Annotated in this window: 16 protein-coding genes; 4 read left to right on the plus strand and 12 right to left on the minus strand. The window is 40.8% G+C overall.

Going from position 1 to position 18,272, the window contains the following annotated elements; genetic code table 11:
* Window positions 1-43: 43 nt before the first annotated feature.
* From LI074_RS00005 to LI074_RS00025, 5 genes are all read right to left on the minus strand, one after another.
* Window positions 44-580, minus strand: coding sequence for a hypothetical protein (locus LI074_RS00005; protein ID WP_173697559.1), 537 nt, complete (start codon window positions 578-580; stop codon window positions 44-46).
* Window positions 581-643: 63 nt separating this feature from the next.
* Window positions 644-1,408, minus strand: coding sequence for a hypothetical protein (locus LI074_RS17520; RefSeq protein ID WP_243868745.1), 765 nt, complete (start codon window positions 1,406-1,408; stop codon window positions 644-646).
* Window positions 1,353-1,943, minus strand: a complete 591-nt coding sequence (locus LI074_RS17525) for a hypothetical protein (protein ID WP_265107625.1) — start codon at window positions 1,941-1,943, stop codon at window positions 1,353-1,355. Before LI074_RS17525 ends, LI074_RS17520 begins: the two co-directional genes overlap by 56 nt.
* A gap of 100 nt (window positions 1,944-2,043) precedes the next feature.
* A complete protein-coding gene (gene rlmD, locus LI074_RS00020) occupies window positions 2,044-3,720 on the minus strand; it encodes a 23S rRNA (uracil(1939)-C(5))-methyltransferase RlmD (protein ID WP_173697560.1) in 1,677 nt (558 codons plus the stop codon).
* 68 nt (window positions 3,721-3,788) lie between these two features.
* The gene (locus LI074_RS00025) at window positions 3,789-4,010 is read right to left on the minus strand and encodes a hypothetical protein (RefSeq protein WP_008706577.1); all 222 of its coding nucleotides are present in this window, start codon (window positions 4,008-4,010) and stop codon (window positions 3,789-3,791) included.
* Window positions 4,011-4,298: 288 nt separating this feature from the next.
* Between LI074_RS00025 and LI074_RS00030 the strand changes: the two genes are divergently transcribed.
* Entirely contained in the window at window positions 4,299-4,982 is a 684-nt protein-coding gene (locus tag LI074_RS00030) for a YjjG family noncanonical pyrimidine nucleotidase (RefSeq protein WP_055059366.1), read from the plus strand.
* A gap of 133 nt (window positions 4,983-5,115) precedes the next feature.
* Here the strand turns inward: LI074_RS00030 and pcrA are convergent, their stop codons facing one another.
* Window positions 5,116-7,350, minus strand: a complete 2,235-nt coding sequence (gene pcrA / locus LI074_RS00035; protein ID WP_055059365.1) for a DNA helicase PcrA — start codon at window positions 7,348-7,350, stop codon at window positions 5,116-5,118.
* A 294-nt stretch (window positions 7,351-7,644) separates the two neighbouring features.
* Between pcrA and LI074_RS00040 the strand changes: the two genes are divergently transcribed.
* Window positions 7,645-8,262 (plus strand): DUF1836 domain-containing protein, encoded by a 618-nt coding sequence (locus LI074_RS00040; RefSeq protein ID WP_025578120.1) that lies wholly within the window; start codon window positions 7,645-7,647, stop codon window positions 8,260-8,262.
* 142 nt (window positions 8,263-8,404) lie between these two features.
* On the opposite strand, the gene LI074_RS00045 is transcribed toward LI074_RS00040, so the two are convergent.
* On the minus strand, window positions 8,405-10,606 hold the full coding sequence (locus LI074_RS00045) for an alpha-galactosidase (protein WP_055059364.1): 2,202 nt from the start codon (window positions 10,604-10,606) through the stop codon (window positions 8,405-8,407).
* A gap of 87 nt (window positions 10,607-10,693) precedes the next feature.
* Window positions 10,694-11,359, minus strand: a complete 666-nt coding sequence (locus LI074_RS00050; protein WP_118565985.1) for a YesL family protein — start codon at window positions 11,357-11,359, stop codon at window positions 10,694-10,696.
* On the opposite strand from LI074_RS00050, the gene LI074_RS18050 reads away from it, so the two are divergent.
* Window positions 11,302-11,553: a DUF6783 domain-containing protein gene (locus tag LI074_RS18050; protein WP_368222179.1), complete on the plus strand. Its 252-nt coding sequence runs from the start codon at window positions 11,302-11,304 to the stop codon at window positions 11,551-11,553. The two genes, LI074_RS00050 and LI074_RS18050, sit on opposite strands and share 58 nt — an antisense overlap.
* 73 nt (window positions 11,554-11,626) lie before the next feature.
* Here LI074_RS18050 and LI074_RS00055 read toward each other — a convergent pair whose 3' ends face one another.
* The 3 genes from LI074_RS00055 to LI074_RS00065 form a co-directional block, all read right to left on the minus strand.
* The gene (locus tag LI074_RS00055) at window positions 11,627-12,451 is read right to left on the minus strand and encodes a carbohydrate ABC transporter permease (protein ID WP_008706570.1); all 825 of its coding nucleotides are present in this window, start codon (window positions 12,449-12,451) and stop codon (window positions 11,627-11,629) included.
* 12 nt (window positions 12,452-12,463) lie between these two features.
* Entirely contained in the window at window positions 12,464-13,357 is an 894-nt protein-coding gene (locus LI074_RS00060) for a carbohydrate ABC transporter permease (RefSeq protein WP_020993601.1), read from the minus strand.
* Between the two features lie 165 nt (window positions 13,358-13,522).
* A complete protein-coding gene (locus LI074_RS00065; protein WP_055059362.1) occupies window positions 13,523-14,788 on the minus strand; it encodes an ABC transporter substrate-binding protein in 1,266 nt (421 codons plus the stop codon).
* A 243-nt stretch (window positions 14,789-15,031) separates the two neighbouring features.
* Here LI074_RS00065 and LI074_RS00070 point away from each other — a divergent pair, with 243 nt between their 5' ends.
* Window positions 15,032-15,937: an AraC family transcriptional regulator gene (locus LI074_RS00070; RefSeq protein ID WP_055059361.1), complete on the plus strand. Its 906-nt coding sequence runs from the start codon at window positions 15,032-15,034 to the stop codon at window positions 15,935-15,937.
* A gap of 83 nt (window positions 15,938-16,020) precedes the next feature.
* Here the strand turns inward: LI074_RS00070 and LI074_RS00075 are convergent, their stop codons facing one another.
* Window positions 16,021-18,243 carry an alpha-galactosidase gene (locus LI074_RS00075; protein ID WP_173697561.1) on the minus strand — a complete coding sequence of 741 codons (2,223 nt, stop codon included), beginning with the start codon at window positions 18,241-18,243 and terminating at the stop codon, window positions 16,021-16,023.
* Window positions 18,244-18,272 lie beyond the last annotated feature (29 nt).

An 18,272-nucleotide genomic window follows, 5' to 3' on the forward strand; every position in this document is an offset into this window, starting at 1 on the left:
AGATATCTAATCCTTTTAGGAATAAATATCTTCTGCTTTTAAGTTAATGACATTGTATATATTCAGGGTTTTTTGCAACTATTTTATATTTTACTGATGATATATTTTCTAAAACTGCTTCAGCAATATAATCATCTATAACAATACGAGGATGAATTGCTATTTCTGACTCCATCTTATACGCCTTATTCACCGCATCTCCAAAAAACATACTTTTCGAAGGGTCAACATAAGCATCACCATAAGATATTCCACCTCTAAAAAGAATTCTTTCTTTAATGAATCGTAAAAATATTGGCTCACAATTACACAATGCCACTTTAAATAGTTCGCCCTCATCTTTACGTTCATCAGATATTCCGTCTTTAAAGCCATAGAAAATATAAGCACAATCAGAAAATGTATATATTTTTCTAAAATACACCGTGTGCATCATATCATTTTGCTTGTTTCTTTCAAGCTCTTCATGAAAAATTTTGTTAATTTTATATGTCTCTTGAAAATCAACTCTATTTTGGCTTCCAAGAATATCTACAAATATGACTAAATATTTAGCGAAACCATTTGGCTCATTACTCATCAAAATCCACCTCTACTATTGTCCTTTTTCATTTAACTTCTTTATTACGCAAAGCTGTATCTGTTATAAACCTCGCCCATCCAAATACTGAATAGCTGTTGAAATCAAGGATAAGCATCGCTTATAAAAATACTCATAATGCCTTTTATCCTGAATATCCGTTTTTGTTGTTTCATGGTGTCGAATTCTAAAATTATTGCCAAGTATGGTAAGCTCATGAAATTCCTTTTCAAATAATTCTAAAAACGGCTGTTGATTATTACCCATATCCATTATAATCTTATTAACCGATTTCTTCTTATCTACAGTCGATGAGCAGTAATATGTCTTTAGTCTCTCAAATGCATCCCAAAGTTTCTCCACTGCAATTTGCAAATTGTTTTCATCATAATATTTTGAAGCCTCTTGTAATAACTCTTTCAGTCCTACTTCTTGAACAGACACTAATGAATTTTTATTTATCTGGGTATCAAATGTATTCATTAGCTTCCCCTTGGAAAGCTGAAACGGTATCTCATTCAGTTTTAATATAGCATTAATCTGTGGTTCAAAGTCATCTGAGATACTATGTTTCGCAAAAGACTCTATTGCGTCCAACACACAAAATGGAGAATTAGAAAGTATGAATGCTTGCAAATCAGCAGTTTCAACATATTCTTTTTTATCATTATAACACTTTGGCACATAAAATTGCCTTATTTCATTGAAAACATCCTCAGCTACTGTTGTATTATAATTCCATCCCGTTTCGTCAGTCGCTTGATATACGATATTATATCGCTCCAGAAACTGATAAATTTGATTTCTCGCTTTCCGCTTTATGGACAATACTATCCTTTTTTGCTTTTATGTCCTTTGCATTTCGTTGAGAATATGGAATAAACAACGTATTATCTTCTTGCTGATATATTCTCCATCCATAAACATCACGATTGGATATTTTCTCAGCAGGGTAAATCTCATAACCGTCATTTTGTAATAGCTTGTTAATTGCCACTAAAAATTCTTTCCAGTATCCCTTATCATATCGAACAGCAGGGTGAAATACTTCACAAAGAAATTTTAAATATACTTCATCGCTACCATCTTGTAAATTGAATCTTTTGTCTTCAAAAACCCAGCAGTATGGATAATCATCATTATTCACTGTATGTTGCCAAATATCCTGTTCTGCATTTACAAATCTTGAATCAAAACTTGGCATTCTCTCTAAATCATATAATCTTTTAAGAAAATCTATTTCTTCAAGGCGACCATAATAATTGTAAGTAACGGTTCGGGTTTGAAAAAATTCGTCTATCTCCAATCCATTCTGAAATAAATCTAAAATATCTCGCTTTGTTATTTCTGTAATACGGTTCACTCCATTTTCCTCCCTTCAAGCGTATTCAGCACTTATATATTACTTCACAAATATTTTAAAGAAAAGCGTACCACTATTTTTAATGATACGCTCATCATTATTAAATCACTTCAAAATGCTTCAATGCATCCTTTATCGCTTCCACTTTCTCCACCGTCGGATGCTTCCTCGGTTGCTTCAATTCCTCCACTGCATTAGGAGCATCATACATCGGCAAGCCTAAATCTCTCTTTACCTCTGCGATATATGCGGTATGTACTTTGAAACCGTATTTAGCTTCTATGTACTCCTTTATCATTTTGTAGGTCACTCGCTCCTTGGGCTTGTATGTTTCAGCTCTTTTAGCAATATTATCAAGTGGAACTTTTCCCTCGCCCTCGCCAAACTCAACTTTTACGTTGATATGTCCGTCTGGCTTTTTGTGGGAAAGCAGTACAACCGTCTCCACGTGAACAGTCTGACAAAATTGATCAACGCAGCAGGCTTTTTCCAGCTTATATCCTGCCGCCAGAAATGCCGGAAGATCTCTTGCCAGGCTGGTCGCTTTGCAGGAAATATATACAATATGGTCTACCCCATAAGAAAGAATCTTCGGCAATGCTTTGGGATGGATTCCATCCCTTGGCGGATCCAGAATGATCACATCCGGTTTCTCCGTCAGATCATCCAGGACTTTAAGGACATCTCCTGCAATAAATTTGCAATTACTCAGGTTATTCAGTGCTGCATTCTGCTTTGCAGCTTCTACTGCCTCTTCCACAATTTCCACACCTATCACTTCGTCCGCTACGGAGGCTGCAAGCTGGGCGATCGTTCCGGTTCCGCTGTAAAGGTCGAACACTACTTTATCCTTCGTATCTCCGATATACTCACGTACGATAGAATAAAGCACTTCCGCAGCCAGGGAATTAGGCTGGAAAAATGAAAATGTACTGATCTTAAATCGCAGTCCCAGAAGCGTTTCATAAAAGAAATCCTGACCGTAAAGGATACGTGTCTCATCACTCTGCACCACATCAGAAAGAGAATCATTGATAATATGCATGATTCCCACAATTTTACCCTCCAGCGGAAGTGCAAGAAGTTCTTCTTTCAGAGATTCCAGATCATGTTCTTCCTGACTGGTGGTAATCACATGGACCAGAATCTCTCCTGTAGTCACACCGCGGCGGAGAAGCAGATGGCGCAGATATCCTGTATGCTGCATCTTTTTATAATAGGAAACGTTTCGTTTCAGGAAGTATTCATGCACACAAGTCAGGATTTTCGTCATATCTTCATGAACCAGTTGACAGTCATCTGCTGTAAGAATATCATAGGTACTGCCTTTTTTGTGCAGACCCAGCGTCAACGGACCATCCTTATATGCATCACCAAAGGAGAATTCCATTTTATTTCGATATCTGAATTCAATGGGGCTTCCATGAATTCCCTCCCACTGGTAATCAGTGCCGTTCAATGCACCATCCAACAGTTCGCGAACCTGACATTCTTTCATTTTGAGCTGGTTTTCATAGGACATGGTCTGATACATGCATCCTCCACATTCCGGAAAAATGCTACAGACCGGTTCTCTTGTTTCAAGCGGAGACTTCTCCAACACTTCCAGAAGTCTTCCCTCTGCACGTCCGGAACGCTTCTTATTGATCATAAAACGGACTTTCTGTCCAGGCATTCCGTTCTTTACAGTAACTTTTTGTCCGTCTGTTATCACAATTCCCTTATTAGGAAAATCTACTTTCTCAATCACGCCTTCATAAATTTCGCCTTTTTTCATAAATAACCTCCATAAAAATAGCCCCGGTATAAGCCGGAGCTATTCTTTCATTTTCATATTACAGGTAATTATTCTTCTTCATCTTCGAAATAATCATCGAAGTCATCGTCAAAATCCTCTTCAAAATCTTCCAGATAATCCGGAGCAAAGAAATGATATACAGCAAATGCGATACCTGCTACTGCTGCAACTGCGCCAATGATTGCCAGTACCCAGAGGACTGTATTTTTTTCTTTCTCTTCTTCTTTTCTGTTTAATGCTGATAATAATTCTTCAATTTTGATATTCATAATCGCACCATCCTCTCAATAATTCATCAGCTGACACTTAACACTTCTGCCGTCTGCTGTTTAATGAAATTATTATAACACTTTTTCTGTAATTTTACCATAAGATATCTGCATTTATTCTATACTTTTGTTAGTTTCTTTATTATAATGATATCAGGGGGTTACTGTTCACACAATCCCGAGACATACAAGCCAAAATTCCATTGCCACAGGCAATCTGGAATGAATTTTGCCCCTGACTTAAAAATATGCCGACAGCAACGATCTGATAAGAGAGGATAAATACTTATGGTAGAAACACTTTTTTTTGATCTTGATAATACATTACTTGATTTTAACCGGGCAGAAAGAGCAGCTATCGCAAAAACTCTGAAAAGTTTTCACATTGCTCCCGAGCCTTCAGTTCTGAAGCGTTACAGTGAGCTCAACCTCGCCCAGTGGAAGCTTCTTGAACAGGGCAAGATCACCAGAGACCAGGTAAAGCTTCGGAGATTCCGGCTTCTTTTTGCAGAGCTGAATGTGGATGTACCTGCAAAAGAAGCTGCACATACCTATGAAACTCTTCTGGCCCAGGGACACTATTTCATAGATGGTGCAGAAGAATTGCTCGAAACTCTTTACGGTCAATACCGGATGTATCTGGTTACAAACGGTACCTTAAGTGTCCAGAAGGGACGGCTTAAAAGTTCCGGAATTTCCCGTTACTTTGAGGGTATTTTTATCTCCGAAGAACTGGGATACAATAAACCGGGCAGGGAATACTTTGACTGCTGTTTCTCCAGAATCCCTGATTTCCATAAGGAAACAGCAGTAATCATCGGGGACAGCCTGACCTCTGATATCCAGGGCGGCATCAATGCCGGAATCCGCACGATCTGGTTTAATCCCAGCCATGAGAAGACTTCAGAAATCATCCCTGATCATGAATTTGACAGTCTTATGAAACTTCCTGAACTCCTGTCTCATATATAAAGCGGATAAAATCGTTCGCCTTACTGCTTATTGCTTTTCGCAGCCTCCGCAGGTGACTTAAGTCACCTGCCCCAATCGCCCGGCTAACAGACGGCAGGCGTGACTTGCCTGCATCATCCTGATTCTGAAATTACTATATTTTTTTCAGCTTTGCAAATCCTGCGAACATTTTCTTTATTCCCACTTTGTCAAAATCAACAGTGACTTCATAATCTCTTCCGCCGTCTACAATATCTTTGACAATTCCTACACCAAATTTAATGTGGCGGACAGTGTCTCCCACTTCGTAATCCAGTGCAGCAGCCTTCGTCACTTTAAATTCTCTGGGCTTGAATGTTTTCGTCTCAAAAGCCATTTTCATTTTTGCAAGGTTTCTGTCTGCCTGAATCATCTCTTCAATCTTTTTCTTCTTTTCCTGAGCTTCCTGTCCCAGATCCACAAGCTCCCGCGGAATTTCACGTACAAATCTGGATACTTTATTATACTGTACTTCTCCCCGGAGCATCCGCTGTCTGGCACTTGTCAGCGTCAGATTCTCCATAGCTCTTGTGATACCCACATAACAGAGCCTTCTCTCTTCTTCCAGATCAGATCTGTCATCTGATATAATGGACATATAAGACGGAAACATCCCATCTTCCATTCCTGCGAGAAATACTCTCGGAAACTCCAGACCTTTGGCACTATGTAGTGTCATAAGAAGCACATAATCCTGATCCGGATCCACGCTGTCAATGTCTGCAATCAGTGCAATCTCCTCGAGAAAACCTGAAAGTGTGGCAGTCTGTCCCTGTTCTTCCATTGCTTCCTGATAGGATTCTGTCTTGGAAATAAGTTCATCAATATTCTCGATTCTTGCCTTCGATTCATCTGTATCTTCAGCCTGCAGCTCTGCCACATATCCGGTAAGTTCAATCACTTCTTCCAGAAGTTCACGTACTGTATAAGACTCTGCCTTACTCTTTAAACTCTGAATAAAGGTTACAAATCCATCAATCTTTGAAAGGCTTCTTCCAATAGACGGGACCTCCTCTGCCACACGCAAGGCATCATAGAAACTCACACTCATTTTATCCGCATAATCCTGTATTCTGCCAAGAGTTGTGGCTCCGATTCCACGCTTCGGTACATTGATGATACGGCGGACTGCCAGATCATCTCTGGAATTGTCAATTGTCTTCAGATAACATAACAGGTCTTTGATTTCTTTACGCGCATAGAAATTCACACCGCCTACAATCTTGTAAGGGATATTCGCAAGAAGACACTTCTCTTCAAAGAGTCGTGACTGTGCATTGGTCCTGTACAGAACTGCACAGTCTTTATACTTCGCACCATTCTCTCTGTGAGCTCTGGAAATCTCGCCTACCACATACTCTGCTTCCTCATATCCGTTCATGAACTGGCGGAAATGGATTCGTTCCCCTTCTGAATTCTCAGTCCAGAGTGTTTTTGATTTACGTGAGGTATTATTTGCGATCACCGCATTGGCTGCATTCAGAATATTTTTTGTGGAACGGTAATTCTGTTCCAGACGGATAACTTTTGCATCTGGAAAAACATGCTCAAATCCAAGAATATTTCCTATATTTGCACCGCGGAATTTATAGATAGACTGGTCATCATCACCGACTACACAGAGGTTTTCATATTTAGAGGCCAACAGGCTTATAAACTTAAACTGTGCAGTATTGGTATCCTGATACTCATCCACCATGATATATCTGAAACGTTCCTGATAGTTTTCCAGAACATCTCCGCAGTTCTGAAAAAGCTCTACGGTCTTTACGATCAGATCATCAAAATCCAGCGCATTATTTCTGCGCAAAGCAGCCTGATATTCCCGATATACCTCAGCAACCTTCTTTTTAACAAAGTCCCCACCTGCATTCAGTTCCATCTCATCCGGTGTGATCAGTTCATCTTTTGCATGGGAAATCTGTGCCAGAAGAGAACGTTCCTTTGTTTTCTTGGTGTCAATATTCAGTTTTCTGCACACTTCTTTCATCAGAGTTTTCTGATCTTCTGCGTCATAAATAGCAAATCTGGTATCATATCCAAGACGGTCAATATAACGACGCAGAATACGCACACAGGTAGAATGGAATGTGGAAACCCATACGCTCTCGGAACCAAATCCCACTATTTTATCTACACGTTCTCTCATCTCACTGGCTGCTTTATTTGTAAATGTGATAGCCAGAATGTTCCAGGGATTGATTCCCTTTTTATCTATCAGGTAAGCAATGCGGTGGGTAAGTACTCTTGTCTTTCCCGAACCCGCTCCCGCAAGGATCAGCAGTGGACCTTCTGTATGGTAAACCGCTTCCTGCTGCTGAGGATTTAATGTACTATAAATATCGCTCATATTTTCTCCTGTCTTCTTCCTGTACGGTACATTATTTTACAAACAACCATGCTGATCAACAAGTTGATTCCTGCAACAATCTTTCAGATTCAAAATATGTACCGGTTACCGTTTACATCTCTCGAAATATTTTTTGTGCCTGAACAGGCATATATCTTTATGATTATACACAAAAATCTGTTCGCCTACAACTGATTCCTGTAAATTCAAGCGGATATAAATTTTGTAATTAGTGAAAAAAACATTTACAAGTAGTATTTAAAACTATATAATAAGGAACAGAGGTGATGAAAGATGACAATCGATGATAAAGATATGATAAACAGCATTCTGGAAAGTGTATCCAGGATTGACTATATTAAACCGGAAGACATCCCAAATATTGATTTATATATGGACCAGGTGACAACCTTTATGGAAGAGCAGCTCGTTTCTTCCAAACGTTACGCAGATGATAAGATTCTCACCAAGACTATGATCAACAATTATGCAAAGAATAAACTTCTTCCCCCGCCTGAGAAGAAACGTTATTCCAAAGAACATGTGCTGATGCTGATTTTTATTTACTATTTCAAGAATATTCTTTCCATCAATGATATCCAGACTCTGCTCACACCGATCACGCAGAAATATTTTAAATCCATGACTGAGAAAGATATGACTTATATTTATAATGAAGTTTTCAGCATGGAAAAGGAACAGATTGAATCCCTGAAAAAAGACCTGCTGCGCAAATACAAAACAGCACAGGATACTTTCGGGGACGCAGATGAAGAAGATCAGGCAAATTTGAAGAGATTTTCATTTATCTGCCTGTTAAGCTTTGATGTCTATGTAAAGAAAATGATGATTGAGCATATAATCGACGGGATGAATCCGGAACCAGAGCATAATTCCAAAAAGAAAAAATAATATTTCAAAAAGCAGCAGATTTTTCCTGATTTGGGAAAATCTGCTGCTTTTTTATGTTATATAAAATAATGATTATGCTATTTTTTCCTCTGCTGTCAGAGCCGATTCCTTATCGACTGTGTTGACACCGATAATAGCTGTATTATTTTTCCACTGCCTTAAATGTAAATCTGATTGGCTGGTAGTCACCTGTTGTCAGTGGCAGAGGCAGACCTGCCTTCATAAGAGCTGCACCTGTATATACTTTTCCTGTTGCTGTGTCTTCGTATTTCATATCAGCATCCAATCCCTGTGGGTAGAAAAGATAAATATAAGGATTTGCTTCGCTGTGGAGTCTTACTCCGCACACAACTGTTTCTTTTTTGTCTTTGGATACAAACTGCCAAAGTACATGGTTGTTGTTTTCGAATGGGTTCACCAGACGATAGTAGTCTCCGGACTGTACCAGATGCTCCATTTCTTTATACTTCAGAATCTGCTCTCTGGCTGTCTTTTTCTCTTCTTCGGACATCTTCATCAGATCCAGCTCATAGCCAAAGGTACCTGCGGATGCAACAATTCCTCTTGTCTCAAAAGGAGTCGTTCTTCCGGACTGATGGTTCGGGCATACGCTGACATGTGCGCCCATTGCACTTATGGGATATCCGAAGGAGGTACCATACTGGATTTTCAGTCTGTCAATAGCATCTGTATTGTCACTGCACCAGATCTGCGGAGAATAGTAAAGCATTCCCGCCTCAAATCTTCCGCCTCCGCCTGAGCAGGACTCAAACAGAAGATCCGGATATCTCTGTACCAGGCTTTCCATCATTTCATAAACAGCCAGCACATATCTGTGGTAAACCTCTCCCTGACGTTCCTTTGGAAGAGCTGCTGAGAATACGTTATCTACGCTTCGGTTCATATCCCATTTTACATAATCAGCCTTGCATGCATCCAGAACCTTAAAGATCTGGTTCATAATGTGTTCGCGTACTTCTTTTCTGGTGATATCCAGATTTAACTGATGTCTGCTTCGGTTCATGGCACGTCCCGGGATCTTCAGTGCCCAGTCCGGATGCTCTCTGTAGAGATCACTGTCCTCAGAGATCATCTCCGGCTCTACCCACAGACCAAATTTCAGTCCAAGTCCATGGATCTTCTCTGCAAGTGCAGGAAGTCCGCCTTTAATCTTCTCTTCATTTACTTCCCAGTCGCCAAGTGCACACCAGTCATTGTCTCTCTTTCCAAACCATCCGTCATCCAGGACAAACATATCCAGTCCGATATTTTTTGCCTCTTCTGCAATGTGGTAAATCTTATCTGCGTCAAAATCAAAATAAGTTGCTTCCCAGTTATTTACCAGGATTGGTCTTGGATGCTCTGTATATTTGCTGCGGATCAGATTACTTCTGTATGCATCATGATAGATTCTGGAAAGTTTTCCAAAACCTTCTGCTGAGTATGCCATGATCACTTCCGGTGTCTCAAAGCTCTCTCCCTGTTCCAGTGTCCAAGAGAAATGATAGGGATGGATTCCCATTGCTACACGGGTATGTCCTACCTGGTCCACCTCTGTTTCAAATAAGAAGTTTCCACTGTATGCAAGTGCATATCCATAGCAGTTTCCATAAGTTTCCTCTGTATTTCTGTCACAGAGGATTACAAATGGATTGTGATGGTGGCTAGAGGTGCCACGGATACTTCCCACAGACCAGTTGCCATGACCAAGGTGAGTTCTCTCCATCTGGCGTTCCATATTGTGTCTGCCATAGAAGTGGACTGCATCCAATTCTCTATACTCATAGTCCATTTCCATAGACATTGCTTTTTTCACTGTAACCGGTGCTGTACCTGTATTTTCCAGGCGTACCGCTCTGGTGATCACATCAAGATGAGGAAATACACCATAGAGAAGATGTGCTTTCAGTCCGCTGACACGGTCTGTCAAAACAATTTCCAGTGTCTCTGCCTCATCTTCCTTTGCAAACATTGCAGGAAGCCCTTTCAGGCTGTACTTTCCTTTTGTGATCTCATAGGACTCAAATTTCAGATTTGCAGTATCACTGCCGTCTGCCTGCTCTGTCTCCAGGCCATTGATACGATAATCACCATTTCCATATGCAGTATATTCCTGTGGCAGGGTATCTAATGAAAATGTTTTGTCCTTTTCTGCCTCATAAGGATTTCCGGAAAATCCTCTGTCCACACATACGATCCTGTCTGTGATCAGTGCATCGCCTACCGGACTTCCATAATACAGATGAACCAGAGTATCATACTCTCTTACCTGCATCTGATAAGTGCTGTGCTCTGTTCTCAGGTCGAATACTTTCTCTGCCTCGTGATATTTGATCCATTCCATACTCTGTACCTCTCATTTCTTTGTTCTTTCTATTTTATAGATGTTCTATCTATTTTTTATGTAACCAGGTATCGCTGTTTGTTTCGGTTAAAACGCGTACTGATCAGGTTCTGTGTCCACGTAGTGATGTCCCTCTTCCTCCTCTTTGAAGTAGGGCTTGAACAGTTTCCACATAAACCAGGAATCTGCATAGGCAGTCAGGGAGAATCCAAACATCAGCCAGATCAGCAGATATACCGGGAAAAGTTTTGCATCTACAAGTGTCATTGTCATTGGCAGGATTGTAATCACTGCCACAGCTAAGGCATAACCTATATGTTTAACCGCAAAATAAAATGCGTTTGTGATCAAAGTCATTGTTTTATTTTCAAATGCTGCAACTGTTGGAAATACATACAGTGCAACTGCCACCAGAGGAATATATACCGCAAAGATCACATAATTAAAAATCTGTGACATGGATCCCGGCATTGTTGCCAGAGCTTCTTTTTCCATATAAATAAATATTCCTGCTGCAGCCATCAGAATCCAGATCAGTGTGGACTGCCTGAAATTCTGCTTAAAACTCTTAAAAAAATCATGAAGTACTCTGATATCTCCATCTTTATGGAGCTTCAATGTACAGTAAAATAATGCAGTGGTGGATGCCCCTGCTGTGATAATCGGAAGAGAGCACACGATCCACAGCAAATTTAATGCGATCAACTGACCTAAAAATCCAAATATTCTGTCAAAGAGACTTCCTGGTTTCATTTCTATCTACCTCTTCCTTTCATTTATCTTTTTTTATTTTATATTTCAGTTTTCTTTCTCTAGATCATGTTAAAAAAAACATTCCCGCAAATTGTGACGCGCATCTTGAGGAAAGCATTTTTCAAACACACTCTAAATATTATCAAATCCAGTTTCAGGCAAGCCCTGCTACAATCTCTGGTCTGATTTTATAACAAAGCCTGCCTGTGCTGCTCAGATCAAGAGAAAACTCTGTCTGAACACCTGAACTTTTACTTAATATTTATTTTACAGCTTACCACCGGATGTTGCAATACCTTCGATGAACTGCTTCTGGAAGATCAGATACAGTACGATCATCGGGATACATGCAAGCAGAGATGCTGCCATCAGCTGCGGATAATTGTTGGTGTACTGTCCCTGCATTTTTGCAAGTGCTGCTGACAGAGGCATTACATCCTTGTTACAGATCAAAGGCCACATCAGGTCTTTGTATGCAAATACTGCTGTGAAGATTCCCAGTGCCACCATGGAAGAACGTGTCAGAGGAGCCATGATGAACAGGAAGGTCTGACCGATGTTACATCCGTCAAGACGTGCAGCCTCTTCCAGATCTTTTGGAAGTCCCATATAAGCCTGTTTGAGGAGGAATGTACCAAATGCAGTAACAATACCGGGAAATACCAGGGCAAAAATGGTATTGAGCATTCCCATTTTGCTTACCATTAAGTACTGTGGGATAATGAAAATCTGTCCAGGCACCATCATCTGGAAAAGGACCAGAGAGAACATCAGGTTTTTCCCCCTGAAGTTCAGACGTCCAAATGCATAGCCTGCCAGTGTTGCTGTCAGAACCGCACATACAACACGGCCTAGGATCAGAAGTAAGGTATTGATATACAGATGTAAGAAATCCATATTTGCGCTTACTTCTCTAAAACTGTCCCATCTCCATGTAGACGGGAGGATTACGAACGGGTTGACAGAGGTTGCCTCTGTCATAGTTTTGAAAGCTGTCAGGATCATCCATAAGAAAGGAACCAGCATGGTAATAGATACCAGTATCAGGATAACATGGATCAGAACTCTGTTTGCTTTATCTCTTGCTGACATAATTATCCCTCCTTAGTTATAATGAACCCACTTCTTCTGCGCAATATTCTGGAATACTGTCATGATCATAATTACAACCAGAAGAAGTACGACGATTGTTGAACCATAACCTTTGTTATTCTGTACAAAGGAATTCTGGTAGAACAGGTAAACAAGTGACTGTGTTTTGTAAAGTGCAGGACTGTTTCTGTCCATAACCATGAAGATCAGGTCGAATACCTGCATGGCACCGATGACACGGGTAACCATTACAAAGAAGATGGTCGGTGAAAGCAGCGGGATTGTAATGTGGAAGAACTGTTTGATTCCGGTTGCTCCGTCAATGCTTGCTGCTTCATAATAATCTCTTGGGATTTCCTGCAGACCTGACAGGAAAAGTACCATATTGTAGCCAATGATGGACCATACACCGATCACTGCGATCGCATAGACTGCGATCTTCGGATCAGAGATCCAGTTGATCTTTGTATGGAAAATGTGATTAAGAAGACCAAACTCTGAGTTAAACAGCCATCTCCATACCATGGCGATCGCAGCCGGAGCAGCAACCATAGGCAGGAAGAAAATAGTTCTGTAAACAGCACGGCCTTTCATTTTACGGTTTAATAAAACTGCCAGTACAAGTGCGATAGCAATGGAAAACGGAACTTCCACAATGGCATATTTAAATGTATTTAATAATGCCTGCCATACTTCCGCATCGTGGAACAGCTTTACATAGTTGTCAAAACCAATGAAGATATTTCCCTTACCGAAATCTCCGGTCTTGAAAAAGCTCTCATAAATGGTCTTAAAAATCGGATAGATATTTAAGATGATCAGACCAAGCATTGTAGGAAGAATGAACGCCCATCCCCAGATGAATTCATTCCGCGCCTGACTGGTACCTTTTTTTGGATTTGCCACGGCTCTCACTCCTTCTTATCGTAAAATTTTGTTGCTGATTTGAACGGAAAACTGCCGCACATCTGCATACCTGTTGTGACTTCTGCGGTTATCACATGATCAGAATCTTTTCTGCGGCAGCTTTCCTGTTTCTTATTTTTTATGAATGGTTTTGCTGAATATTAATTAATAGGACTCTTCTGCGATGGCATCGTTCATAATAGTAACGATATTCTTGCATGCATCATCCATGCTTTCTTCATCATTCCATGGTTTCTTCAGTTCTTCGCACATTGGGTTCCACCATGCAAGTGTTGCATTTGTATGTGGCCTGAATACGATGTTATCCATTGCATCCATGTATGGCTGTAAGTTGAAGCAGTCAACACTGTTAACCCATCCATCGGATATTCCTTCGTAAGCTGCCATTGTTACACCAAGGTCAGCCTGTTTCTGCTGCATATCTTTGGAACCGAACCACTCAATAAGCTGGAAAGCTTCGTCCGGCATATCTGTGTTTGCAGATGCTGCCCATCCAAGACCATTGTAAAGAGATACGCTCTCTCCTGTTTCAGCATCTTTCGGAAGTCTTGCCACATCACAGTGTTCTTTGATATAATCGTTGTCTTTGAAAGCAGATACCATCCAGGATCCCTGAGAGATCATAGCTACTTTACCAGATCCGAAGAGTACGTCTGTACCTGTTTCGGACATTGTAGATGCAGGAGGCATTACATTTTTAACGCATTTGTCAACAAATTCCATTGCCTTGATGGTATTAGGATCATCAAAACCGGATTTGTTGTCATCTGTCAGTACACATCCGCCCATGGAGTAAACAATATTCATCCATGTATCCTGCTCGTTAGATGGGTTTGCTGCGAAACCATACTGGCTTCCGTCTTCTTTTGTAAGTTTCTCTGCAATATCATAGAATTCATCCCATGTCCAGCTTCCGTCCGGATAGTCGATTCCTGCTTCATCAAACATATCTTTGTTGTACCACATAGCAATTGTATCGATGTCCTTCGGTACTGCGTATGTTTTTCCGTCCCACTGATACATTTCTTTGATATCTTCCGGGAATTTGTCCATTTCCAGTTTGTCGCTGTCTGCAATCTTGTCTGTCAGATCAAGTAAGATATCATTGGACATATATCTTACAGCTTCATTGGAATGCATCCAGAATACGTCCGGCATGTCTCCGCCTGATGCACCTGCTTCAAGAAGTGTCCAGTAGCTGCTCCACTCTACTACCTGAAGTTCAGTTTTGATTCCGGTCTCTTTTGTAAACTCATCCATGATTTCCTGAAGTCCGGCTTTCTGTCCGTTATCCCAGATTGCAACTGTCAGAGTTTTGTCTTTCGCCTGTGCGCTTACTGGCGCAAGTGCAGTAACTGTCATAGCACCGATCACTGTTGCGACTGTGAGTTTTTTCATGTTTTTTCTCATATACATCCTCCTTTATTCGTCGTTTCGACGTGTTCCTTGTGATTCTTATTATACGTTTTTGTCTATTTTTTTAAATGGACTAATGAAATGAATTTATGTCATAATCGTTATGGAAAAAACGCTGAATTTATGGTAAAATGTCAACTAAGGCTTGAATTTATGCGTATTTGCATGATATCAGCCCTTATGTCTTTATATCAACAATATCTGCAGTCAAAGAAAATAGAAAAAGGAATTGCGCAAATGCCAAATGTAAAATATACGGACAGCGCTACTTTCCGCTGTCTTGAAAACCTGAAAGAAGGCTCCCTTGATATCAGTCTGATCCATACGGGCAAAGAACACTGCCCGCCCGGACATATCTGTTCCATGCCAAGAGATGAGTTCATCATCCATTTTGTGCTGGACGGTACTGGATTCTATTCTGCCGGAGGTCAGACCTGGAGCCTTACTCCCGGACAGATGTTTGTAATTTATCCAAATGAACCAGTCACATACGGTGCTGATGAAACCAATCCCTGGACTTATGCCTGGATTGGTTTTCGCGGAATCCGAGCTCACTCAATGGTAAAAGAATGTGGATTTTCCAAAAATCAATTAGTACTTCCTGCACCGGATCAGAAAATAATCCTGAAACACATCGATTATATGCTGAATCATAAGCAGCTTTCCAAAGCCAATGATCTAAGGCGCCAGGCTTATCTGATCCTGTTGTTAGCCGAGCTTGCCGGCTTTCATGAAAAGCAGTCTGCACAGAACAAAAAAAATGCCAAATATGCCTACAGCACCAGTGTCTACGTGGAGCTTGCCATTGAATATATTAAAGACATGTATCAAAAGGGAATCGGGATTTCTGATATTGCAGATAATATCGGAATCAGCCGTGCCTATCTGAACAGTTCCTTTCAGAAAGAGCTTGGAATGTCCGCACAGACCTTCCTCATTGATTATAAGATGCATAAAGCAGCCAGTCTTCTGGTCAGTACTAACCTGTCTGTTAAAGAGATTGCTAATAATGTGGGCTATGAAGACCAGCTTGTTTTTTCCAAGGCTTTTAAGAAGAAGTTTGGAATGAGTCCGAAGAATTATAAGACTCATAAAGAAATGATGGATAAATTTAACGAAAAGCAGGTAGACGATCCCGTGTGATCGTTCTGCCTGCTTTTTGTTGATTTTTTATTTCTGTCTATTGCTTTTCGCAACCTCCATAAGGAGCTTACCTGATTCGGTTATTATTTTGCAGTTAAAACATAAATTCTGGATTCATAGTCTGTGCATGGTTCGTCTTCACTTGTAGGTTCACCTGCTGTACAGTCTGTGGTGAGCAGTCCCAGATTCATCAGCTCATCCCCGTAGTTTTCTGTTTCATTATACTCATTTCTGTAGATAAGATCCGGATCCAGTCCCTGAAGCCGCACTCTGGTAAAATCTGCGTTTACTACATTTCTCTCCCTGTACCAGAATACCAGCGCTGTCTTTTTGTCCTCACTGACTGTCATCCACGCTGTTTCATTGCCCTCAAAAGGACTTTTCAGTCTGTAAAAAGTTCCAAACTGGATCAGTTCTCTGTATTCTTTCATAAAAGTGATCTGCTGTTTTACTTCACTGATTTCCTCATCAGACAGTTTATTCAGATCCAGCTCATATCCGAAAGTTCCAAAATAAGCTACATTTGCTCTTGTATGTAATGGAGTTTTGCGGTTTAACTGATGGTTTGGCACTACAGAAACATGACTTCCCATGGAACTTACGGGATAACACATACTTGTGCCGTACTGGATTTTCACACGCTCTGCCGCATCTGTATCATCACTGGTCCATCCCTGTGGCGCATAATAAAGGATTCCCGGATCAAAACGTCCGCCACCGCTTGCGCAGGACTCAAAGAGAATCTGCGGAAATGCAGTATTTAACCGCTCATACAGATCATAAACTCCGAGAATATATCTGTGAAACACTTCTCCCTGACGGTCTGCAGGAAGTGCAGCTGAATAACATTCCGTAATACTCCTGTTCATATCCCATTTGATGTAGGAAACCTTTGCTTCTGAGAGGATTTTGTACATCATCTCATAAATACAGTCCACCACTTCTTTTCTGGAGAAGTCCAGCACATACTGATTTCTGCCATGACAGGAATGCCTCTGGGGTGTCTGCAGGATCCAGTCCGGATGTGCACGGTAAAGGTCGGAATCCTTATTCACCATCTCCGGCTCAAACCACAGACCAAATTTCATACCCATCTCTTCGATCCTGTCTGCGATTCCCTTGATTCCCTGCGGAAGACGCTCTCTGTTTGCCACCCAGTCACCAAGTCCTGCATAATCGTTGCTTCGTGCACCGAACCATCCGTCATCCAGCACAAATAATTCAACACCGCATTCCTTTGCCTTTGCAGCAATTTCCACCAGACGGTCCTCTGTAAAATCAAAATAAGTAGCTTCCCAGTTATTGTTAAGGATTGGCCTGGGACGGTCTCTCCAGTAACCTCTTGCCAGTCTCTTCTGATATAATTTATGGAAAGTCTGGCTCATTCCATTCAGACCCTTATCAGAAAATACTACTACTGCTTCCGGAGTCTGAAAGCTCTCACCACAGTCCAGCTTCCAGTCAAAATTCTGGGGATTGATTCCCACAGTGATACGGGTTGTATCATGAGTATCCACCTCTGCCTGCATTCTGTGATTTCCGCTGTAGATCAGGCTGAATCCCATCACTTCTCCTGCATTTTCTGTTGCCGACGGACGTCGGAGCACAATAAAGGGATTATGTTCATGGGAAGAATTTCCTCTGATGCTTCCCACAGACTGGATTCCCTGCTCTAATCTGCGTTCTTTCACATGACGTTCTCTGGACCATGCACCTGAAAACTGCATCCACACATAATCCTTGTCCGGCAGATCAAGACTGAGGCTCATTGCATTTAACAGATGTACTGATGATGTACCCTCGTTTGTAAATCTGGCACTTCTGGTGATGATTCCCCTCTGTGTAAAAATAGTATAAAGCAATTCCAATACAATTCCTGTTACTTCATCTTTCAATTTTACACATAAGGTCTGGGCTTCTTCGTCTTTCTCAGTATATGTAGCCGGAAGTCCCTGAAGTTTTGGTTTTCCAACTGCAATTGTATAACTTACATAAGTAAAATCAGAAATCCTGCTGCCGTTTTCTTGAAGGATCTCCATTGCCGGATAACGGTAATCAGAACTGCCATACACCGGATATTCCAGTTTCAGATGCTCCAGCGAAAATTTGCGGTTTCCCTCATAAACACAGGCTGTCATTGGTCGCTGCTTCATCTCAAGAAGATATGAAAAATCTTCTCTGTCATGGATTCTTTTCCCAAAATAGAGATTTCCAAGATGTCCATTTGGAAGCACACACATAATATAACTGATGTCTTTGTTGTATAAATGGAATGTCTTTGAACTTTCATGAAAAATAATACTCATAACTCTTCCTTTCCGCATCTTTGATTATT

Source organism: Blautia sp. MSK18_10, from assembly GCF_020553185.1.
Classification (GTDB): Bacteria; Bacillota; Clostridia; order Lachnospirales; family Lachnospiraceae; genus Blautia_A; species Blautia_A wexlerae.